The 21,340-nt window shown below is 60.4% G+C and carries 17 protein-coding genes and 1 tRNA gene; 10 read left to right on the top strand and 8 right to left on the bottom strand.

Annotated elements, in window-relative coordinates:
• The coding region (locus tag BMX62_RS13395; RefSeq protein ID WP_420795820.1) for a MerR family DNA-binding transcriptional regulator at window positions 1-89 on the bottom strand (89 nt) is incomplete at its 3' end.
• Window positions 90-376: 287 nt separating this feature from the next.
• On the opposite strand from BMX62_RS13395, the gene BMX62_RS09615 reads away from it, so the two are divergent.
• Together BMX62_RS09615 and fabA are read left to right on the top strand one after the other, a co-directional pair.
• Complete coding sequence (locus BMX62_RS09615) at window positions 377-700, top strand: hypothetical protein (RefSeq protein WP_090207973.1); 324 nt, start codon at window positions 377-379, stop codon at window positions 698-700.
• 76 nt (window positions 701-776) lie between these two features.
• Window positions 777-1,289: a 3-hydroxyacyl-[acyl-carrier-protein] dehydratase FabA gene (gene fabA / locus BMX62_RS09610; protein WP_090207970.1), complete on the top strand. Its 513-nt coding sequence runs from the start codon at window positions 777-779 to the stop codon at window positions 1,287-1,289.
• A gap of 18 nt (window positions 1,290-1,307) precedes the next feature.
• Here the strand turns inward: fabA and BMX62_RS09605 are convergent, their stop codons facing one another.
• Window positions 1,308-2,360 carry an esterase/lipase family protein gene (locus BMX62_RS09605; RefSeq protein ID WP_090207966.1) on the bottom strand — a complete coding sequence of 351 codons (1,053 nt, stop codon included), beginning with the start codon at window positions 2,358-2,360 and terminating at the stop codon, window positions 1,308-1,310.
• Window positions 2,361-2,572: 212 nt separating this feature from the next.
• Here BMX62_RS09605 and BMX62_RS09600 point away from each other — a divergent pair, with 212 nt between their 5' ends.
• Window positions 2,573-4,975: a bifunctional diguanylate cyclase/phosphodiesterase gene (locus tag BMX62_RS09600; protein ID WP_090207963.1), complete on the top strand. Its 2,403-nt coding sequence runs from the start codon at window positions 2,573-2,575 to the stop codon at window positions 4,973-4,975.
• A 94-nt stretch (window positions 4,976-5,069) separates the two neighbouring features.
• The gene (locus tag BMX62_RS09595) at window positions 5,070-8,621 is read left to right on the top strand and encodes an EAL domain-containing protein (RefSeq protein ID WP_090207960.1); all 3,552 of its coding nucleotides are present in this window, start codon (window positions 5,070-5,072) and stop codon (window positions 8,619-8,621) included.
• Window positions 8,622-8,627: 6 nt separating this feature from the next.
• Here the strand turns inward: BMX62_RS09595 and BMX62_RS09590 are convergent, their stop codons facing one another.
• Complete coding sequence (locus BMX62_RS09590; RefSeq protein WP_162273528.1) at window positions 8,628-11,693, bottom strand: chemotaxis protein CheB; 3,066 nt, start codon at window positions 11,691-11,693, stop codon at window positions 8,628-8,630.
• A gap of 108 nt (window positions 11,694-11,801) precedes the next feature.
• A tRNA-Ser gene (locus tag BMX62_RS09585) sits at window positions 11,802-11,891 on the bottom strand.
• Between the two features lie 106 nt (window positions 11,892-11,997).
• Here BMX62_RS09585 and mltF point away from each other — a divergent pair.
• The gene (gene mltF / locus BMX62_RS09580) at window positions 11,998-13,476 is read left to right on the top strand and encodes a membrane-bound lytic murein transglycosylase MltF (RefSeq protein WP_238375937.1); all 1,479 of its coding nucleotides are present in this window, start codon (window positions 11,998-12,000) and stop codon (window positions 13,474-13,476) included.
• Here the strand turns inward: mltF and tadA are convergent.
• Window positions 13,471-13,938 carry a tRNA adenosine(34) deaminase TadA gene (gene tadA / locus BMX62_RS09575; RefSeq protein ID WP_238375936.1) on the bottom strand — a complete coding sequence of 156 codons (468 nt, stop codon included), beginning with the start codon at window positions 13,936-13,938 and terminating at the stop codon, window positions 13,471-13,473. The two genes, mltF and tadA, sit on opposite strands and share 6 nt — an antisense overlap.
• A gap of 72 nt (window positions 13,939-14,010) precedes the next feature.
• On the opposite strand from tadA, the gene BMX62_RS09570 reads away from it, so the two are divergent.
• Window positions 14,011-14,877 carry an HDOD domain-containing protein gene (locus BMX62_RS09570; protein WP_238375935.1) on the top strand — a complete coding sequence of 289 codons (867 nt, stop codon included), beginning with the start codon at window positions 14,011-14,013 and terminating at the stop codon, window positions 14,875-14,877.
• A 9-nt stretch (window positions 14,878-14,886) separates the two neighbouring features.
• Here the strand turns inward: BMX62_RS09570 and guaA are convergent, their stop codons facing one another.
• From guaA to BMX62_RS09555, 3 genes are all read right to left on the bottom strand, one after another.
• Complete coding sequence (guaA, locus tag BMX62_RS09565) at window positions 14,887-16,473, bottom strand: glutamine-hydrolyzing GMP synthase (protein WP_090207954.1); 1,587 nt, start codon at window positions 16,471-16,473, stop codon at window positions 14,887-14,889.
• Between the two features lie 5 nt (window positions 16,474-16,478).
• Entirely contained in the window at window positions 16,479-17,939 is a 1,461-nt protein-coding gene (guaB, locus tag BMX62_RS09560; RefSeq protein ID WP_090207951.1) for an IMP dehydrogenase, read from the bottom strand.
• Window positions 17,940-18,071: 132 nt separating this feature from the next.
• On the bottom strand, window positions 18,072-18,851 hold the full coding sequence (locus BMX62_RS09555; protein ID WP_090207949.1) for an HAD family hydrolase: 780 nt from the start codon (window positions 18,849-18,851) through the stop codon (window positions 18,072-18,074).
• Between the two features lie 140 nt (window positions 18,852-18,991).
• Between BMX62_RS09555 and rpmB the strand changes: the two genes are divergently transcribed.
• From rpmB to mutM, 4 genes are all read left to right on the top strand, one after another.
• On the top strand, window positions 18,992-19,228 hold the full coding sequence (gene rpmB, locus BMX62_RS09550; protein WP_090207946.1) for a 50S ribosomal protein L28: 237 nt from the start codon (window positions 18,992-18,994) through the stop codon (window positions 19,226-19,228).
• 12 nt (window positions 19,229-19,240) lie between these two features.
• Window positions 19,241-19,408 carry a 50S ribosomal protein L33 gene (gene rpmG, locus BMX62_RS09545; protein ID WP_008931018.1) on the top strand — a complete coding sequence of 56 codons (168 nt, stop codon included), beginning with the start codon at window positions 19,241-19,243 and terminating at the stop codon, window positions 19,406-19,408.
• Between the two features lie 97 nt (window positions 19,409-19,505).
• Window positions 19,506-20,495: a chorismate transformation FkbO/Hyg5 family protein gene (locus BMX62_RS09540; protein WP_090207942.1), complete on the top strand. Its 990-nt coding sequence runs from the start codon at window positions 19,506-19,508 to the stop codon at window positions 20,493-20,495.
• The gene (gene mutM / locus BMX62_RS09535) at window positions 20,488-21,306 is read left to right on the top strand and encodes a bifunctional DNA-formamidopyrimidine glycosylase/DNA-(apurinic or apyrimidinic site) lyase (RefSeq protein ID WP_090207939.1); all 819 of its coding nucleotides are present in this window, start codon (window positions 20,488-20,490) and stop codon (window positions 21,304-21,306) included. The genes BMX62_RS09540 and mutM overlap by 8 nt, the downstream gene beginning before the upstream one ends.
• The last annotated feature ends 34 nt before the right edge of the window (window positions 21,307-21,340 follow it).

The following is a 21,340-nucleotide window of genomic DNA, read 5'->3' as shown; positions in this document are numbered from 1 at the left end:
GCCGCTGGAACGAGGCGCCCCTCGCGGTCCCAGCGCTGCAGGGTCTTGACCGAAACACCCAGCCGCTTCGCCGCCTTGCCTGTACTCATGGTGTTTTCCATAAGTCAAGAGTACACTATCGCGCATTTTTTGCAAGACTAGAGTCTAGCTCCTGCTGCCGTCGCTGATCAGGCCCGTCTAAAGTTTTTTTGCTCATGGCCGACAAGTTCAGTGAGGGCAATGTGTCCCAGGCTACCCCAAGACAGGTGATTCTGGGCATAAATCCCTGATTTCCATGACCCAAGGTCTGATCCGGGCACGAGCCGGGGCAATGGCGTCGTACCTTGCGATAACACCGCTGCCCTGCCAGATCAAGTATCTTCAAAGAGACATTCCCATGGACAGAAGCCATTTGGAATCATATGCAGGCACCCAGCTTAACCCCTACCGGGAGATGCCGGAGATGACCGCCGGGGCGGCTGTGCTGGGCTTTCTTCCCGCCTTCATGGACGTTCATACCCATGAAACTCATCTGTCCATCAATGAGGACGGTTCCCTGGCCGTCATTCATCTGCTGGACGGTCTGCCGGATCACTGGGTGATCGAACGGGACATGCAGGGGCGGATCACGGCCCTCAAGGAGGGCATTGTGGCGGGCTTTATGCGTCAGGATCGATTCTTTACCCGCTCGGAGCTGGCTCAGTTGCGCTGGGACGCCTAAGAACCGGATTTCCCCTTGTGCCGAGGGGCGTAATCCGGTCCAATAGGCGGCTTTCCCATCGTCAGACACCCGATCCATGCGAAAAAACAGTTACGAGCGCGAAGAACTCCTGCAATGCGGCCACGGCCAGATGTTCGGTCCCGGCAACGCCCAGTTGCCGGTACCGAACATGCTGATGATGGACCGCATCAACCACATCAGTGACGAGGGTGGTGCCTTCGGTAAGGGGGAGATGCGTGCCGAACTGGACATTCACCCCGATCTTTGGTTTTTCCACTGCCATTTTCCCGGTGACCCGGTCATGCCCGGCTGCCTGGGTCTGGACGCCATGTGGCAGTTGGTGGGCTTTTATCTGGCCTGGATCGGCAATCCTGGTCGCGGTCGTGCCCTGGGCGTGGGGGAGGTAAAATTTACCGGACAGGTGCTGCCCAGCGCCCGGAAAGTCACCTATCAGGTGGACATCAAGCGGGTCATCACCCGCAAGCTGGTGCTGGGCATTGCCGATGGGCAGGTGCTGGTGGATGACCGCCTGATCTATACCGCCAAGGATCTCCGGGTCGGGCTGTTCACCTCCACCGATGGCTTTTAACACCAGACGGGCATCGGATCAGGGTATCTCAAGCGGGGCCATGCCCCCCGTTCCCCACACCTGAAGCTGATGGACAATCAGGGAAATGGCCGGGGGGTGCTGGTCTGAAAACGGCTGGCGAACCAGCAACCCTCGATGAGAGGCGGTGACAATCACCGGCTCTGAAGCCCCCTTGAATGCCAGGGAGGCCACCGGCACCACCCCGTCTCCCAGGGACTCGCCGGTGGTTGACCACCATGCCTCCACCCGCTCCCCCAGGTCCTCAATCCCCAGTTCCTCGGACAACATATCCAGGCTCCTCTGCATGGCTGGCGTCGGTTCTGCGATCTGGCCGCCGATCACCTGTACCGGCATCACCGATGGCCAGGGTCTTTGGTTGAGGGTTTCAAGAAAGGCACTGTCAGGACGCAAATCAATCTTGGCAGCGCCGGTGCCATCCCGCAGGCCGGCCCACAGGGAAAACTGTCCCTGGGGAATATCGGCCAGCCATTCCCTGACTTCCAGCCAGGCCCGCAGCCGGGCCCATTCCGACCCCTGATTGGGGGTGCCCACCAGAATCACCCCTGCCACCGCCGGGCCAGCCACCTGAGGCGTTGCTGCCACCGGATGCCGCCAGCGGGAGACAAAATCCCGAATCACCAGCCCACCCATACTGTGCCCGATCAACACCACTGGCGCTGTCCCGTCCAGATCGGCCCAATGGGTAGCCAGCAGATCCGCACTGTGGTCCACGGCCTGATCATTGGGATAGCGAAACTCCCAGGCGGTCACCCCCGCTGCTGTCAATACCGGAAGCAGGTCATCCCAGATCCCCCCCGGTTCATCCAGGCCGTGAATCAGCACCACATCGGGTATCCCATCGGCACTGGCACCTCCCCGGGGGATGAAACCAACCTGTCCCGGCGGCAGGGACATGGCTTCGGGAAACCATTGCTCCAGATGCTCCTGAACCATGACCCGAATATCCCGCTCCTGATCGGGGTTATGCTCTGTCCACACGATCCAGCCAGCGGACGGCATCACCACCAACAGCACCAGCATCCCCCATATCAGCACAACCCAGCGGAACATGATGTCTATCTCTGCCTATTGACCAACGTGGATTTTAAAGAGTATTTAGACAACTTTTGGACTACAATTTCAGCCGTGGCCCACGAAAAAAGCCTGCTGTCCTTAAAATACGGGGGGAGCACCGTCCTTGCGGGACGGTGAGCGGTCAGTGCCAACATTGAGGGATTTTGACGCATCGCGTTCGACCGCCCGGTGTGTCCCTGGACAAACGGATGAAGTCAACGCCAGCCATCAATCCGACTGATGACACCGGGGGTACCCGCCTTCCCTGGCTGATCTACCTGAGTCTTTGCCTGCTGCTGGCAGCCAGCATTGTGGTGGAACTGTCCACGAGTCACCAGCGGGAAATCCGCGGTGCCGAGGAACGCACCCACGCCACCACCGCCCTGGTAGGGGAATGGCTGACCGGCGCCTTTCAGGCGTCGGATGTGTTGTTGCACACCCTGATCAACGACATGGCCCCGGAATGGCTGGCGCCCCCTCCCGATCAGGAAGGAGAAGCCCGCCACCGGGTGGGGCATCTGATTTCCCGCCAACCTCAACTGCTCCCCGATATTCAGGACATCACCGTCCTGGATGCCCAGGGCCGGCTGCTCCACGGTGCTGCCGCAGGTGGTACCCAGGCCACTTTCATCCAGTTCCAGGATCACCCCCACCTGGACCATCAGGTCTCCGGCATGTTCTGGTCCGACCGGCTGGGAGGGTTCGTGGTGGCCCAGGCCAGAGCCATCCGCAATCGTCAGGGCGAACTGACCGGCATGGTTTCCGCGCACCGGGAAGTGGCCTTTTTCCATCAACAACTGGAACGCATCGAACGACTTCCCGGCAGCAGCCTGACGCTCATCGACAATGAACTCAAGGTTCTGGCCAGACATCCTGTGCCGATGGACCGCTATCAGGACGGGGTACAAGGCATGATCCTGGATACCAGCGTCCTCAACCGTCTGACGGACAGCCCTGATACCCACATCAGCTTCACCCTGAGTTCCCCGGTGGATGGCATCACCCGGGTCTACACCGCCAGCAAGATCAACGGCCTGCCCATGATCGTCATTGCCGGTGAATCCCGCCAGCAGGTACTGACGGCCTGGTGGCGCAGCGTGACGATACTGGGCCTGACCTGGTTGTTGGTGGTCGGGGTAGGATGGGTGTATCTAAGGGGCCATCTGCGCAATGTGCGCTACGAACGGGCATTGCGCCTGAGCAACCGATCCCTGGCCGTGGCCAATCAGACCCTGAACCAGGAAATTGATGAACGACGGCGGGCAGAGGCGGATCTGAGAACCAGCGAGGCCCGGTTCAGGCAGCTGTTCGACCATTCTCTAAGTGGTGTGGCGGTACACGAGATTTTGCTCAATGAAGACGGCAAACCCTATGACTACCGTTTCGTGCTGGTGAATCCCGCCTTTGAAACCCATACCGGCATTGCCGCCCAGGATATCGTTGGCAAGACGGCCCTGACCATGTTCCCCTTCCCGGAAACCCTGCGACTGGTGGATATTTTCGGGGAAGTGGCACTCCAGGGCCGGACCATGACCTTCGAACATGGGTTCAGGCAATCGGGCAAACATTTCAGTGTAGGGGCCTTTCCCATCGAAACAGGGCGATTTGCAGCCATTTTCGACAACATCACCGAAAGAAAGCTCACCGAGGCCAGACTAAGGGGATCGGAGGAAAAATACCGTTTTCTTATCGAGAACAGCCACGACATCATCTATCTGTTCACCCCCGATGGACGCTTTGCCTTTGTCTCCCCAAGCTGGAAAACCCTGCTGGGTCACGACATCGAAACCGTGATCGGGCGCCACTATTCAGACTTTGTCCATCCTGATGACCTGCAGATCTGCAATCGGGCTTTTGATCAGGTGATGCAACGGGGCAATACCCACAACGACATCGAATACCGGGTACGCCACATGGACGGCACCTGGCGCTGGCATAACTCCAGTGCCCGCCCATTTCTGGATGAACAGGGCCATATCAGCGGGTTTCAGGGCATTGCCCGCGACATCACCACACGCAAGGCCGCCGAAGAAGAAATTCGCCATCTGGCCTTTTGCGATCCCCTGACCCAACTCCCCAATCGTCGCCAGTTCATCGACCGCCTGGAACGGGCTGACCTGACCCCTCCCCACGCCCGGCGACATGCAGCCCTGCTGTTCATTGATCTGGATGATTTCAAGCAGATCAATGACACCCTGGGGCACGATCAGGGGGACCAGGTTTTACGGGAAACAAGCCAGCGGATTCGTCGTTGCCTGCGGGAAGAAGACATGGTGGCCCGATTGGGGGGGGATGAATTTGTGGTGATGCTGGAGGGAATGAGCCGTGACCGGGCCACGGCGGTGGCCCAGGCCGGGCAGGTGGGGGAAAAAATCCTGCGGGCGGTGGCCCAGCCTCATGTACTGGCATACGGAGAATACCAGCTCACCGCCAGTATTGGCATCGCCCTGCTGGATGGCCAGCAGGGTTCCGGGAAGGATATGATCCAGCATGCAGACTTTGCCATGTATCAGGCCAAGCATGCCGGCAAAAATGCCCTGTGCTTTTTTGATCCCCAGCCCAAGGCCCTCACGCCTGACAGGACAGACGATACCCCCCTGTTTCATCCCTGATATCCCCTGCTGCCTCAACCGTTCCGGCACAACTACGGTATGATGCCGAGGATCATGGTCATGCAAATCACCCCGCCAGCCAGCCAGCCCGCCGATGTCAGATAAAGAATCCACCGCGGAAGACCGTCAGACCATCAAGGCACAGGCCCAGGAAGCCCTGCGCCGGGGTGAATTTGATCTGGCCGAACAGCTGCTGGCCCAAGGCAACATTGACCTGGAAGAAGTCACCCAGAAGCTGCGCATCTATCAGGCCGAACTGGAAATTCAAAATACCGAACTGCAGGAAACCCAATGGCAGGTCCAGCAAGCTCTGGACCGCTATACGGCCTTCTTTTTGGGTATTCCCATTGCTGCCGTGGTGGTGGATCGTCATGGTCTGATCCTGGAAGCCAACACCCATGCCCAGAAACTGTTTGGCCTGAGCGGTCAACACCTGCGGCGCCATTTTCTGCGCCGGCTGATGCTGAAGGAACATGAGCGTCAGCTACATCAGGCGCTGGTGCAGGCCGGGGAAAGTGGCCACTACATCGTAGAAAAGATCACCTTCCTCGATGCCAACGAAGAACAGTTTACCGGCGAACTCCATGTGGCCCGACTGCCGGGCCGGGATGGCCGGGAACATGACTTTGTGTGTGCCATCGTCGATCTGACGGAACATATCCGGCACGAACTGGAAATCACCCTCGCCCACGAGGAACTCAGGGAAAGTGAAGCCCGCTATCGGATACTGGCGGATTATTCCCCGGTCTGGGACTACTGGCTCGGTGATGACGGCCAGTACCGTTATGTTTCTCCTGGCTGCGAGTCCATCAGTGGCTGTCCACCAGAACAGTTCATGCAAGATCCAAAACTCATGGATCGCATCATGATGCCATCAGACCTGTCCCGCTGGATTGCCCATCAGGAAGACATCCGGCATGACGCCTCAGAGTTACCTCATCGCTGTCTGGAATTTCGCATCCGCCACGCCAATGGAGAAGTGCGCTGGATTGAGCACGAATGTCAGCCGGTCATCAGTCTGGATGGTGCGCATCAGGGCCGGCGGGGGGTCAACCGGGACATCACCGAGCGCAAGCAGGCAGAACTGCAACTGGCCCAGGTCAGTATGCTCTATGCCACCTTGAGCGCCGTCAATCAGGCCATTGTCCGCATCGAGGACGAACAGCTGCTGCTGGATAACCTGACCCGCATCGCCGTGGACTATGGCCGCTTCAATGCCTGTGTCATCAGTCTGTGCCCGAAACCGGGCGCCGATCCAGTCCCCCGTTCATTTAACGGCCTGACCCCGCAACAATGCCGGTCCATCCCCCTGGAGGAAGCCTGGCAGGCCATTAATCAACAGCCTTACGTCTATGCCCACCGGGATGACCCGGAAGCCCCCCCCCAGTGGCGGGCCTGGGCCAGACGCAATGGCATCCATACCTTCGGACATTACCCCCTGATCCGGGAATACCGGCTGGTGGGCATGGCCAGTTTCATGTCCGATTCCCCCGACAGCTTCACCCCCCAGATTGACCGGCTGGTGCAGGACATCACCGAAGACTTTTCCTACGCCCTGCAGCATCTGGCCCTGGAACAGAAACGTCGTACCACCGAGGCGGCATTGCAGGAAAGCGAGTCCCGCTACCGTAGCCTGTTTGAGAACAGCCATTCGGTAATGTTGCTGGTGGACCCTCAGGAGGAGCGCATTGTGGATGCCAATCCGGGGGCCTGCCAATTTTACGGATGCACCCGACACCCCCTGCTCAACCGCGCCCTGGCAGATATTGAACAGCGAGAGCCTAGCCCCGAACCGGCCCAGAAATTGAATCCGGGGGCGGAATATTATCGGGCCACCCATTGCCTGGCCAACGGAGACCTGCGTCAGGTAGAGGTGTACACCGGCCTGATTCAGGTGGAGGGGCAGACATTGCGGCATGCGGTGGTACACGACATCACCGACAGAATCCGCAGCGAGGCCCGTCTGCGGCTGGCCGACCAGGTGTTTCAGGCTGCCGCCGAGGGAATTGTGGTCACCGATGTGGGACAACGGATTATCGCCATCAACCCCGCCTTCACCCAGATTACCGGCTACACCGAAGCGGATGTGGCTGGTCGTACCCCGGCCATGCTCAAATCGGGAAAGCAGGACGCGGCTTTTTACAAGGCCATGATGCAGTCCTTGCAGACCACCGGCAGTTGGCGCGGTGAACTGTGGAACCGGCGCAAGGACGGCACCCTCTACCCGGAATGGCTGACCATCAGCGCGGTGCGGGACGACCAGGGGCAGATCACCCACTATGTAGGGATATTCAGTGACATCGGCCCGGTCAAGGAGGCTCAGCGGCAACTGGAACTCATGGCCCATTTCGACCCGCTCACCGGATTGGCCAACCGGACTTTGTTCCGGGACCGGCTGACCCACAGCCTGCGGCGGGTAGAGCGTTCAGGAAAAGGACTGGCCCTGCTGTTCATCGACCTGGATCGCTTCAAAACCATCAACGATACCCTGGGGCACAGTCTGGGGGATCAGCTGCTGCAGACCGTCGCCAAGCGGATGGCGGACAATGTACGCGCCTCGGATACCCTGGCCCGGCTGGGGGGAGACGAATTCGTGCTGCTGCTGGAAAACGACGCTTCCATGCAGAACATCCAGACCCTGTGTCAGAAGATTCTGGGCGTCCTCACCGATCCCGTGACCCTGGATGAACACGAAGTCATTGTTACCGCCAGTATTGGTGTGGCCCTGTACCCGGAGGATGGAGAAGACGCGGACACGCTGCTCAAGCATGCAGACATGGCCATGTATGAGGCTAAAAACACCGGGCGCAACGATTACCACTTTTTTACCCCCAACCTGTCCCAAGGGGTGCTGGAACGACTGAAGATGGAATCCGCCCTGCGGGGTGCCTCCCAGCGGGGTGAACTGGTGCTGCACTATCAGCCCCAGGTGAACCTGCAGACCCGGCAACTGGTGGGCGTGGAGGCTCTGGTACGCTGGCAACATCCAACCCTGGGGCTGGTGTCTCCGGGCACCTTTATCTGTCTGGCTGAAGACATGGGCATCATCAGCGAAATCGGCACCTGGGTATTGCGGGAGGCCTGTCGGCAAATGAATCAATGGCGGCAGGACGGCATCCACCTGCCCCAGGTGGCTGTCAACCTGTCGGTGCAACAGCTTGAGCGGGATAATCTGGTCAGTCAGGTCAAAATGGCGCTGCAGGACTATCAGTTGCCGGCAGAATGTCTGGAGCTGGAAGTCACCGAATCCCTCATCATGCGCGCCCCGGAACGCACCCAGAGTGTCCTGCGGGAACTCAAAACCCTGGGGATCAAGATTGCGGTGGATGATTTCGGTATCGGCTATTCCTGCCTGTCCTATCTCAAGCGCCTGCCGCTGGATCGCATCAAAATTGACCAGTCATTTGTTCAGGACGTGGGCGCAGACAACAACGACGAAACCATCGTCCGTGCCATCATCGGCCTGAGCCGGAGCCTGGGACTGGAGACAGTGGCCGAGGGGGTGGAATCGGAATGCCAGCGACAGTTTCTGATTCAGGAAGGCTGTCGCATCGGTCAGGGCTACCTGTTCAGCAAACCCCTGACCGTCGATGCCCTGATCGCGCAATGGGCCAGCACGGCCCATCATGGGCAGGGCGCCGACTGACCCTGTTTAATTGTCGTTATGTTTCAGCCGCTCCGGCACCCAGTCGGTGATCTCCAGATGGCTGACGATGGCACCGCCATCGGGATGCTGCAGTTTCACTGCCCGCATCAGAAACCACCGGGGCGCCCCCGCCGCATCGCAAGGGTACTCAAAACCCAGACTCTCTATTTCTCCATTGAGTATCTTGCCCACCCCCTCCTGGGCCTTGCGGGCGTGGATGCCATCGGCAGTCTGATCACTGTTTTTACAGGCCTGCAGATAACAGGCACCGACCTGGGCCCCCTTGAGGGTCAACAGGCCATAATCCTTGGCACACGCCTGCCAATGCTTGTTGAGCATCACAACCACGCCCTTGTGATCCAGGACCGCGACATGGTGATCCAGGGAATCAAGCACCGCCTGCAGCAGCGCCACATCCCGGATGGAGGTGATATCCACCAAGGTGATCACCGCCCCCTTGGAGGACGCCCCTTGCAGGGTATAGGGTAAAATACGCAGCAGATAATGATGACCGGAATCAGCGCTGACCTCATGTTCGACCATCCGGCCTTCCCGCAAGCTGGCGCGCAGGTCGCTCATCAGGTTCGGGTAATCCAGGGAATGGCTGAAATCGTCCAGGGGCCGCCCCACATCCCCGTCCCTGATCTTGAAAATATGAGTCGCCTCCGGCGTAAACCGGGTGATCCGCAGGGATTCATCCAGAAACAAGGTGGCGATGGAAGCCGCCTTGGCCATGCTGTCCAGGTCCGCGTTGAGACGGTTGAGTATCTGAATCTTTTCCTGGTTTTCCGCATTGACGGTGTACAGCTCCTCGTTCACCGACTGCAGTTCCTCGTTGGAACTTTGCAGTTCCTCATTGGAGGCCATCATTTCCTCATTGGTGGCCTGCAATTCCTCGTTGGACGCCTCCAGTTCCTCGATGGTGGCCTGCAAGCTCTCCCGGGTGGCCGCCAGTTCCTGTTCCAGGGATTGAATCCGTTCCTGGGCTTCCATGTTCACGTCCATCGGCTGGCCGCCTTCGCTGCCTTCCGATGAACTGCTGGACACCAGGGATTCAAAAGACAGCAACAAAAATCCAGGGTTACGCTCATCCCCCCCCAGCCGTCGCGCCGAGACACACAGGCGCTGGGATGTGCCATCGGGCAACTTGAAGGTGCTGGCCTCGGAACGGACCACACCACTGGCTTTGGCGGCACGGCGCAACAGGGCCTGAGCCACCGGCACGATGCCGGAGGGCAAGAGTTTGGAGACTTCCAGGGAGATGCTGCCGGAGGGAAAATGCAAATAGCGCTGGGCTTCACCGAAAATATGAATCAGATCCAGGGTATCCGACAGCAATACACTCGGCGGCGCGTGATCCCGCAGCAGCAACTGCTGGGCCGTGTCAATGGCGGAAGCATCCCTGGGCTGGTTTCCCTGGATACCGGTGCGCCGGACCCGTGAAGAGGAAGACACCCGGGCACCCAGCAGCGCCGAACTGCCATGGGAGTCCAGGGGTAATGTGGTACTGCGCAGCATCTGGAACAGCTTGTATTTGCTGCTTACCGGGGTGAAGTCGGAACTCAGACCCGCCAGGGATTCACTGCTTCCCAAAAACAGGTAGCCGCCGGGGGCCAGGGCATACTGGAAACGCCGCAGGGCACGCTCCTGGGCCCCCGGCACAAAGTAGATCAGCACATTACGACAGGACACCATATCCATACGGGTGAATGGCGGGTCTTCCAGCAGGTTGTGGCGGGCAAATACCAGGGTCTGGCGCAGTTCGGGCTTGACCACAAAGTGGCTGCCCCGCTTGATGAAGAAACGCTCTAGGCGCTCCGGGGACACCTCCGCCATGATGGCCTCGGAAAATGTTCCCGCACTGGCGGCGTCCACGTTTTTCTGTTCTACATCGGTGGCAAAGATTTTGATATCCGGCCAACGGCGTGCCCGTTCAAATGCCTCGGCAAACAGGATGGCAATGGAATAGGCTTCTTCTCCGGTGGACATGCCTGCCACCCAGACCCGAATGGGATGGGATGCAGAGGATTGTTGCACCACCTGATCCACCACTTTGGTGGCCAGGGCGTCGAAGGCTTCCGGGTCACGAAAGAAGTTGGTCACCGGGATGAGAATTTCCCGCCGCAACACCGACACCTCGCCGGAGTCTCCATCCAGCAATTCCAGATAATGTTCAAAATCCGGCACATGGCGCACCTGCATCCGCCGCTCGATACGCCGCAGAACCGTAGCCGGTTTATAGTCCCGAAAATTCACCCCGCCGTGGTTATGCAGCAGATGGAAAATACCCTCCAGGGACGAGCCGGTATCCGGGTCCGAAGGAATGCGCGGTGGTGGTCCCACCCGGGTTTCCGGCTTTTGCAGGATATGGTCCTTGATCCGGCGTCCCAGCAGCTCCGCCGGCAGAATTTCATCCACAAGCCCGGTGGCAATGACGCTGCGGGGCATACCATCAAACTTTGCATTTTCCGGGTTCTGAGCCAGCAGCAGGCCGCCGGCATCGTTAATGGCCACCGATCCCCGGGTGCCATCGGATCCGGTGCCGGAGAGAATCACGCCGATACAGCGGTCCCGAAATTCCTGGGCCAGGGAGGAAAAAAACAGGTCAATGGGCAGGGAGAGGGCCTTGGGATTTTTCGGGCTAAGCCGCAGTTGACCTTCGGAAATGGTCATCAGATTGCCCGGCGGAATCAGATAAATGGTCTCCGCCTCAATTTCCATGGCATCCCGCACTGTCACCACCGGCATACTGGTATGCCGGGCCAGCAGATTGGCCATCAGGCTTTTATGGTCCGGGGACAGATGCTGCACCACCACAAAAGCAGCCTCGGTGCCTCCAGGCATACAATTGAACAGTTGCTCCAGTGCCTCCAGCCCGCCGGCAGAGGCACCGATGCCCACCACGTGGCCCTGAAACCCGCTGCGGGGTGTCGTCTCGGCGATATTCTGCTGTTCTTCAGCTTCGCTGGATTCGCACGCGTCCGCCAACCCCTCGGGCATCTGTGTTGCTTCCTGCGGCTCGGCAGCGGACTGAGGTTGGGTGACAGGGTGGGTGTCCGTCTTTTGGTTCATCTGAGTATCCTGGTGAACCTTAGTTGAGGGATGGGGCATGATACATTGCCCCCCAAGGCGAAAAAAAACCCGGTGGGGGCATGGGGCCCCCGCCGGGCGGCGGTCGTCTGGCGGAGAGGGAGGGATTCGAACCCTCGGTACGCTTGCACGTACAACGGTTTTCGAGACCGCCCCGTTCGACCACTCCGGCACCTCTCCATAACGGTCGAATGTTCGCCGCCCGGTGCAAGGCACCGGTCATATTGCATTATGGCACAGTGGCAAACTGGTTTATTATAAACGATTCCACCGAATTTTTAAGCCCTTGAAACGCCGCCGACCCAGATTAACCCTCATCCAGCGGCTGGAGGTGCTGGCTTTCCTGCTGTTGCTGGCGCTGGTGTTGCTGTTTACCTTCAACCGGCCAGTGACGGACCTGGAACGGGTCATTGCCTCGGGAGAACTGGTGGTAGCCACCCGGGTCAGTACCACCACCTATCAGGAATGGCCCACCGGCCCGGACGGTTTTGAATATGATCTGGCCGCCGCCTTTGCCGATAGCCTGGGGGTCGATCTGCGTCTGGTGGTGCCCCGACAGTTCGATGATATTCTGCCTCTGGTGGCCAGAGGTCGGGTGGACATGGCCGCCGCCGGCATGACCGTAACCCGATCCCGGCTGGCCCAGGTCCGTTTTGGCCCCACCTATCAACAGGTGACCGAACAGGTGGTCCATCGTCGGGGGACTCCCGCGCCCCAGTCCATAGAGGATCTGCAGCACCGGTCACTGGCGGTGATTGCCGGCACCAGCCACGGGGACACCCTGCGCCGGTTACAGCAGGATTACCCCTGGCTGACCTGGGAGGAGTTCCCCGGCATCACCCCGGCGGAACTGCTGCGCCGGGTCCATGACGGGGAACTGGATCTGGCGGTGGCAGACTCCATTGAATTGATCTCCATCCGTCGCTTCTACCCGGAATTAAGGGCGGTGATGGATCTGACAGAACCCCATTTTCTGGCTTGGGCCTTTCCCAGACATCAAGATTCCAGCCTGATCCAGGCCGCCGAGGCATTTTTTGAGGCTCAGGCCACCAGCGGTCGGCTGGCCCAGTTGCAGGAACGGCATTTTGGCCACATGGAGGTACTCGATTATGCGGGCGTCCTCACGTTCATGAGTCGGGTGCGGGAGCGCTTGCCCCGCTATGAACCCCTGTTCCGGGAGGCCGCCGAAACCTTCGGGATGGATTGGCGTTTGCTGGCAGCGGTGAGTTATCAGGAATCCCACTGGAACCCGGACGCGGTCTCCCGTACCGGTGTAAGGGGGCTGATGATGCTCACCCAGATCACCGCAGGGGAACTGGGGGTGCGGGATCGAACCAATCCCAGGGAATCGGTATTTGGCGGCGCCGAATACCTGCGTGGACTGCATCAACGATTACCCGAAGCCATCCTGGAACCGGATCGCACCTGGATGGCCCTGGCGGCCTATAACGTGGGGCTGGGACATCTTTACGACGCTCGACGCATCACCTTGAGCGAGGGCAAAGACCCCAACCGATGGATCGACGTGATGGCCCACCTGCCCCTGCTCAGCCGCCCGGAATGGTATGTCCACACCCGCCATGGCTATGCCAGAGGCTGGGAGCCGGTACATTATGTGCAAAATATCCGCAGTTTTTACGACATCCTCACCTGGTTCACCACCCCGGAACAGGAACATCCACTGGAGGGTGCCCGTCGTCCCTGGATGTCTCCGCCCAGGCCGCAGGCCACGCCACCGCTGGATATTCTGCCACCGGGACTATGACCCACGCCCACGCCGGGCGCGAAAAAAGGCCCGCAGACAGTCCCCCCCCGCCTGGGCCAGCACTCCCCCTCGCACCTCCAGGCCATGATGATGCACCGGCAGCGCCAGGGCATCGACGGCCCCCCCCAGCACCCCGGTTTTGGGGTCATGGGCGCCAAATACCAACCGGGCCACCCGGGCCTGCATGATGGCGCCCAGGCACATGATGCAAGGCTCCAGGGTCACATACAAGGTCGTGCCGGGTAGCCGGTAATTGCCCTCCTGCAAAGCCGCCTCCCGCAGGGCCAGGATCTCCGCATGGGCCGTGGGGTCGTGCAGGGCCACGGGGCGGTTCATGCCCCGCCCCAGACAGATTCCATCCCGCACCAGCACCGCCCCCACCGGCACCTCTCCCTGCTCGGCAGCGGCGGCGGCCAGGGCCAGAGCCTGCTCCATCCAGAAGATATCCGGGTCTGTTGCCATCTGGATTCCTTACCCGCCAACCGCGGTGATTATGCGATACTCCAGGATACATCCACCGGCGTCATCATCCTCGTGAATCCCCATTCTGCATCTCCCAAGGAAATCGTTGACACCTTCATCGACGATCTGCGGCGCGATCTGCGCAACAACGGCATCTATATTCCCACCTTGCCGGATATTGCTGTGCAGGCCCTGTTTGCCATCAATCAGGACGACAGTTCCATCGACCAGATCACTGCAGTGGTGGCCAGGGATACGGCCATGGCCGCACGGTTGATCCGCTATGCCAACAGCCCGGTCTACCGGGGACTGAGTCGTTGCGTCACCATCAAGTCGGCCATCACCCGGCTGGGACTGGAAAAAGCCCGGAACGTGGTGCTGGTGCTGGCCATGAAAGATGTTTTCAGCAGTGAGCATGAGCATATCCGTGATCGCATCGAGCATCTATGGCGTCACAGTGTGGAGGTGGCGGTGTTGAGTTTCCTGCTGGCGGGGCAGCATCGGCACCTGGAACAGGAAATCGCGCTGCTGGCCGGGCTGGTACACGACGTTGGCGTTATCCCGATCCTGAACAAGGCCAAGGATGTGGAGGTCATCGTGGAAAACGAAAAGTACCTTGCCATGATCACCCAAAGCCTGCACATGAGCGTCGGTCGTGCCGTCCTCAAGGCCTGGAATTTCGATCCACAACTGGTGGAAGTGGCGGCAGAACACGACAACCTGACGCGAAACCCCGGCCCGGATACCCCGATTGACTATGTGGATATCGTCCAGGCCGCCAATATCGAAAGCTACCAGTCCACAAGACACCACCTGGCCCAGGTGGATCGCTTGAATGTCCCCGCTTTGATCCGCCTGGGTTGTACCCCGGCGGACCCGAATCTGCATTGGGACAGCAGTCAGGATGACATGAAGCAGGTGAGCCTGATTTTTGGTTAGGGCGTTGCCCTATTCCCACTCAATCGTCGCCGGCGGCTTGCCGGAGATGTCGTAGACCACCCGGGAAATGCCCTTGACCTCGTTGATGATGCGCCGCGAGACCTTGTCCAGAAAATCATAGGGCAGGTGGGCCCAGCGGGCGGTCATGAAGTCGATGGTTTCCACCGCCCGCAGGGCCACCACATAGTCATAGCGACGACCGTCCCCCATCACGCCGACGGATTTCACCGGCAAAAAGACCGCAAAGGCCTGGGACACCTGATCGTACAGGCCGGCACCACGCAGTTCCTCGATGAAGATGTGATCCGCCTGGCGCAGCAGGTCCGCGTAGGGCTTGGTGACCTCGCCCAGGATGCGCACCCCCAGCCCCGGCCCCGGGAAGGGATGCCGGTAGACCATCTCCGACGGCAGCCCCAGTTCCACGCCGATGCGCCGCACCTCGTCCTTGAACAGTTCCCGCAACGGCTCCACCAGACCCATCTTCATGGTCTCCGGCAGACCGCCCACGTTGTGGTGGGACTTGATCACATGGGCCTTGCCGGTCTTGGAACCGGCGGACTCGATCACATCGGGATAGATGGTGCCCTGGGCCAGCCAGCGGGCATTGTTGAGTTTGGCGGCTTCTTCGTCGAAGACCTCAACGAACAGGCCACCGATGATCTTGCGCTTGGCCTCCGGGTCCGACTCCCCCGCCAGGGCCGCAAGGAAACGGGCTTCCGCATCCACCCGGATCACCCGCACCCCCATGTGACGGGCAAAGGTGGCCATGACCTGATCCCCTTCATGGAGACGCAAAAGGCCGGTATCCACGAACACGCAGGTGAGCTGGTCACCGATGGCCTTGTGCAGCAGGGCACCCACCACGGAGGAATCCACGCCACCGGACAGGCCCAGGATGACCTCATCGGTGCCCACCTGCTCCCGCACCCGCTGGATCATGTCATCGATGATGTTGCCGGCGGTCCAGAGGTTCTCGCAACCGCAGATGTCATGGACAAACCGGGACAGAATGCGCTGCCCCTGACGGGTATGGGTCACCTCGGGATGGAACTGGACGCCGTAGAAACGACGGGCCTCGTCGGCCATGCCGGCCACGGGGGCCGAGTCCGTGGAGGCCATCAGGGAGAAACCTTCCGGCAGGGCGCAGACCCGGTCACCGTGAGACATCCAGACGTCCAGCAGGCCATGACCTTCGGGGCTGGTGTGGTCTTCGATATCCGTCAGCAGGCGGGTATGGCCGTGAGCCTGGACCTGGGCATAGCCAAACTCCCGATGATCGGCGCTTTCGACCTGCCCCCCCAGTTGGGCCGCCATGGTCTGCATGCCGTAGCAGATACCCAGCACCGGCACCCCCAGTTCAAACACACACTGGGGTGCCCGGGGCGGATCGCTTTCAATCACGGATTCCGGGCCGCCGGAGAGAATGATGCCGCTGGGGTTGAAGTCGCCCACGGCGGCGGCGTCCATGTCCCAGGGGTGGATCTCGGAATAGACCCCGGACTCCCGCACCCGCCGGGCAATGAGCTGGGTGTACTGAGAGCCGAAATCGATGATGAGAATGCGATGGGCGTGAATATCCGGGGCAGACAGGGGCATGTTCTTCAATCCATCCGGTAGTTGGGGGCTTCCTTGGTGATGGTCACGTCATGGACGTGACTCTCACGCATCCCCGCCGAGGTGACCCGCACGAAACCGGGACGGGTGCGCATCTCGTCGATGTTGCTGCAACCCACATAGCCCATGGAGGAACGCAGTCCCCCCACCAGTTGATGGATAATGGCCACGATGGTGCCCTTGTAGGGGACGCGACCCTCGATGCCTTCCGGCACCAGCTTGTCCACCACGCCGCTGCTTTCCTGGAAATAGCGGTCCGAGGAGCCCTGCTGCATGGCGCCCAGGGAACCCATGCCCCGGTAGGATTTGTAGGAGCGGCCCTGATAGAGCTCCACTTCACCGGGGGCCTCTTCGGTGCCGGCAAACAGGCTGCCCAGCATCACGCTGTGGGCGCCGCCGGCGATGGCCTTGGCAAAATCACCGGAGAAGCGCACGCCCCCATCGGCGATCAGGGGCACCCCCGTGCCTTCCAGGGCCTGGCGCACGTTGTCGATGGCGGTCATCTGGGGAACACCCACCCCGGCCACGATGCGGGTGGTGCAGATGGAGCCGGGGCCAATGCCCACCTTCACCGCATCCGCCCCCGCCGCCACCAGATCACGGGCGGCTTGGGCCGTGGCAATGTTGCCGCCGATGACCTGAACCGCCGGGTAGGTCTTCTTCACCCAGGCCACCCGGTCGAGCACGCCCTGGGAATGGCCGTGGGCAGTATCCACCACCACCACATCCACCCCGGCTTCCACCAGCGCGGCGCAGCGCTCCTCGGTACCGGCCCCCACCCCCAGGGCCGCCCCCACCCGCAGGCGACCACGGTCATCCTTGCAAGCGATGGGAAAGTCGGTGGACTTTTGAATATCCTTGACAGTGATCATGCCCCGCAGATGGAAGGCATCGTTCACCACCAGCACCTTCTCGATGCGATGCTTGTGCAGCAGGTGTTGTACCTCTTCCTTGCCCGCCCCCTCGCGGACCGTCACCAGACGCTCCCTGGGGGTCATGATCTCGGACACCGGGGAATCCATGCGGGTCTCGAAGCGCAGGTCACGACTGGTGACGATACCCACCAGATCGATCCCCTTGACCACCGGGACGCCGGAGATGGCGTTGGCCCGGGTAATGGCCAGCACGTCACGGATACTGGTGTCCGGACTGACGGTGATGGGATCGCTGATGACGCCGCTTTCATATTTCTTCACCAGACGCACCTGCTGGGCCTGGGCTTCGATGCTCATGTTCTTGTGAACAATACCAATGCCCCCCTCCTGGGCAATGGCAATGGCCAGCCGCCCCTCGGTGACCGTATCCATGGCGGCGGAGATCAGGGGGATATTCAAGGTGATGTCGCGGGTGAGGCGAGTGGTGAGGTCCACGTCTCTGGGCAACACCGCCGAATGGGCGGGAACCAGGAGGACGTCGTCGAAGGTGAGGGCTTCCTGGACGATGCGCATGATAGGTCTCGGGGGGGAGGTATTGGTGAACCGACGGATTATAAAGAGGCCCCTGAATGGGGTAAACCCAGCCACGGCCCGAAACCGGGTATGACACCTGTCTTGTGGTGAGGTTCCCGGCCTGCGGGGTGGTCATGATCGGGATGGGTGGGCGGCCCGTAGCAGGGCCTCCAGGTCACCGATATCCACGATCCCGTTTTCCGGCCCTGTCCCCTGAATGACCCGCCCGGGCCGCCCCGGTTCTCCCAGATGCTCCAGCACGGCGGCGGCCCCGGAAAAATCATCGGTCGCCGTATAGTCGGTCGGGGTAATCAGTGTCGTGATCCCCGCCCCCTGGGCCGCCTGCAACCCCTGGGCGGAATCCTCGATGGCCACACAGCAATGGGCCGGCAGGCCCAGATGTTTGAGCACATACAGATACACATCCGGCGCCGGTTTCTTGACCGGCACCCCGTCACCGGCACCCATCACCGGGAACCAGTCCAGTGATGCCGCCCCCAGATTGGCCCTTAACAGGGCTGTCACGTTGGTCATGGAGGTGGTCGTGGCAATGGCCAGCACCACCCCCGCCCTGCGGGCCGAGGCCATCAGGCGGGACACACCCGGTCGCAGGGGAATATCCCCCCGCTCCAGCCGGGCCACCCAATGCTCGGTCTTGCGGGCATGTAACCGGGCAATGAACCGATCCAGATCCGGGGACGGCGGGCGGTCCGGGGCAAAGGTCTCCAGATAATAACGAATCCGCTCCTTGCCGCCGGCCACCTGCAGCAACTCACCATAAAGAGACACATCCCAATGCCAGTCAAGCCCCATATCCCTGAAAGCCGCGTTGAAGGCAGGACGATGCCCGTCTTGTTCCGTATCCGCCAAAGTCCCGTCCACATCGAAGATCAGCGCTTTTAAATGCGACATCAATATTCCCCTTCGGTCATTTCATTCCCCCCCCGCCATCACAGGGCCACAGTGCAGCCGGCAGGCTTGAGAGTTCCCCACCCTTCTGTTATCGTTCCCGGCTTTATTCAAATCAGCCTGGTTTTTCCGGAGAATATCCAATGGCCCGAGTCTGTCAAATTACGGGTAAGCGTCCAGTGTCTGGGTTCAACGTATCCCACGCCCACAACAAGACCAAGCGTCGCTTCCTGCCCAATCTGCATGAACACCGTTTCTGGGTCGAGAGCGAAAATCGCTTTGTCAAGCTCCGGACCAGCAGCAAGGGCATGCGCATCATCGACAAGAAGGGGATCGATACGGTCCTCGCCGAGCTGCGCGCCCGCGGCGAAAAGGTTTAAGGAGACGCAACCATGGCAAAAGGTGTTCGCGAAAAAATCCGCCTGGTGTCCAGCGCCGGAACCGGCCACTTCTACACCACCACCAAAAACAAGCGCAACATGCCCGATAAAATGGAGATCAAGAAATTTGATCCCGTGGTGCGTCAGCATGTGATGTACAAGGAAGCCAAGATCAAGTAATCCCCGGTACGACCTGGCTGATGGCCTCGCCCCGGTGAGGTTTCATGTACGAGGCCCATCTATGGGCCTCGTGCGTCTTTGCAGGTAACATGGCCCCATGGCGCACCCCCTCCATTCTGCACCCCTGACAATCCGCTTCCAGCAGGAAGTGACGTTGCCCGAGCAAGACCCCCATCGTCTTGCCCTGATCCACTTTGGCCAGGAAAACCGGGTGGACCCTGCCGACCCGGTGACATTGACCGTGGCCTTGCCTCCACTGGCAGCCCCGGCACCGCCGGAGCTGTGGCTGGCAGATCAGCCCGTGACCACCGGCTTTGAGGACGGCGTGGGCTACAGCCATACCGATCAGGCGCTGTTTGGCTGGATTTTGGTGAATGAAGGGGATTTTGATCAGGACATCAACCAGGCCGCTGAGTATGCCTATGACCGGCTGCTGGCGGTGCACCGCAATCTGGGCTTCCCCCATCTGCTGCGCATCTGGAACTATTTTCCAGACCTGCATCAGGAAGTGGACGGGCTGGACCGCTATCAGGCCTTTTGCCTGGGGCGTCATCGTGCCCTGGAACGGGTGCCCCTGACGGAGGGCGAGTTGCCTGCCGCCACCGCCATCGGCACCACGGCCCCCGGCCTTTTGGTGTATTTCCTCGCTGGGCGCACACCGGGGATTCAGATCGAAAATCCCCGTCAAGTGAGTGCGTTCCACTATCCCCGGCGCTACGGCCCCAAAAGCCCCTCGTTCTCCCGGGCCACACTCAAGCATTGGCCCGATCAACCCCATCTGTATATTTCCGGCACCGCCAGCATTGTCGGCCATGAAACCCTGCACACCGATGTGCTGACCCAACTGGATGAAATCATCGAGAATCTACGCACCCTGATCCAAGCTGCCGGTGATGATATCCGCCATCAGGTACATACCCCCGGCCATCTGTCCATGCTCAAGGTCTATGTGCGTCACGAGGCAGACCACGCCGCAATCCAGGCCCGGCTGGAGGCCGCCCTGGGCACCCAGGCGCCGGTCATCTACCTGCGGGGCGATGTCTGCAGGCATGATCTGCTGGTGGAAATCGAAGGACTCTATGCCTGAACTGCCGGAGGTGGAAACCACCCGGCGGGGCATTGAACCCCATCTGGTTGGCCGCCGGATCATCGGCATTGTGGTACGCCAATCCCGGCTACGCTGGCCAATACCCGACACTCTGCCACAACAGGCCCAAGGCCGGACCCTTCAAAGGGTTGGTCGCCGTGGCAAATATCTGCTGCTGGATGATGGCCAGCTCACCCTGCTGATACATTTGGGCATGTCCGGCAGTCTGCGCCTGGTTGAGGCCAACAGCCCGCCCCGGCGCCACGATCATGTGGACCTGATGCTGGATTCGGACAGGATTCTGCGCTTTCACGATCCCCGTCGCTTTGGCGCACTGCTTTGCTTTGATCCCCGCCAAGGCCCCCATCCCCTACTGGCAAAACTGGGACCGGAACCCCTGGAAGCAGATTTTGATGGCGCCTACCTGCATCGCCAAAGCCAAGGCCGGCGTCGGGCCATCAAAAGCCTGATCATGGACAGTCAGGTGGTGGTGGGGGTCGGCAATATCTATGCCTCGGAATCCCTGTTTCTGGCGGGTATCGAACCCCGGCGGGCGGCAGGAAAACTCAACCAGACCGAGGCCCACAGGCTGGCAGAGGCCATTGCTGATGTACTCACAGCCGCCATTGCCCAGGGGGGCACCACATTAAGGGATTTCGTGCGTGAGGATGGCCGTCATGGCTATTTCAGCCAACAGTTGCAGGTCTATGGTCGGGGTGGGCAGCCCTGCCTGCGCTGCGGCACCTTGATCCAGCAGACCACGGTGGGACAGCGTTCCACATTCCATTGTCCCTGCTGCCAGCCTGGCTAAATGCCCCAGGGAACACCAACGGCGTTCCCTGGAG

It is taken from the genome of Ectothiorhodospira magna (genome assembly GCF_900110965.1).
Taxonomy (GTDB): Bacteria; Pseudomonadota; Gammaproteobacteria; order Ectothiorhodospirales; family Ectothiorhodospiraceae; genus Ectothiorhodospira; species Ectothiorhodospira magna.
This window is presented reverse-complemented; position numbering and strand designations above follow the sequence as displayed.

Bases quoted from the DNA above. Each gene is read 5' to 3' on its own strand.
- BMX62_RS09615 (WP_090207973.1), top strand. From the start codon at position 377: ATGGACAGAAGCCATTTGGAATCATATGCAGGCACCCAGCTTAACCCC.
- fabA (WP_090207970.1), top strand. From the start codon at position 777: ATGCGAAAAAACAGTTACGAGCGCGAAGAACTCCTGCAATGCGGCCAC.
- BMX62_RS09605 (WP_090207966.1), bottom strand. From the start codon at position 2,360: ATGTTCCGCTGGGTTGTGCTGATATGGGGGATGCTGGTGCTGTTGGTG.
- BMX62_RS09600 (WP_090207963.1), top strand. From the start codon at position 2,573: ATGAAGTCAACGCCAGCCATCAATCCGACTGATGACACCGGGGGTACC.
- BMX62_RS09595 (WP_090207960.1), top strand. From the start codon at position 5,070: ATGTCAGATAAAGAATCCACCGCGGAAGACCGTCAGACCATCAAGGCA.
- BMX62_RS09590 (WP_162273528.1), bottom strand. From the start codon at position 11,693: ATGAACCAAAAGACGGACACCCACCCTGTCACCCAACCTCAGTCCGCT.
- tadA (WP_238375936.1), bottom strand. From the start codon at position 13,938: ATGGCAACAGACCCGGATATCTTCTGGATGGAGCAGGCTCTGGCCCTG.
- guaA (WP_090207954.1), bottom strand. From the start codon at position 16,473: ATGCCCCTGTCTGCCCCGGATATTCACGCCCATCGCATTCTCATCATC.
- guaB (WP_090207951.1), bottom strand. From the start codon at position 17,939: ATGCGCATCGTCCAGGAAGCCCTCACCTTCGACGACGTCCTCCTGGTT.
- BMX62_RS09555 (WP_090207949.1), bottom strand. From the start codon at position 18,851: ATGTCGCATTTAAAAGCGCTGATCTTCGATGTGGACGGGACTTTGGCG.
- rpmB (WP_090207946.1), top strand. From the start codon at position 18,992: ATGGCCCGAGTCTGTCAAATTACGGGTAAGCGTCCAGTGTCTGGGTTC.
- rpmG (WP_008931018.1), top strand. From the start codon at position 19,241: ATGGCAAAAGGTGTTCGCGAAAAAATCCGCCTGGTGTCCAGCGCCGGA.
- BMX62_RS09540 (WP_090207942.1), top strand. From the start codon at position 19,506: ATGGCGCACCCCCTCCATTCTGCACCCCTGACAATCCGCTTCCAGCAG.
- mutM (WP_090207939.1), top strand. From the start codon at position 20,488: ATGCCTGAACTGCCGGAGGTGGAAACCACCCGGCGGGGCATTGAACCC.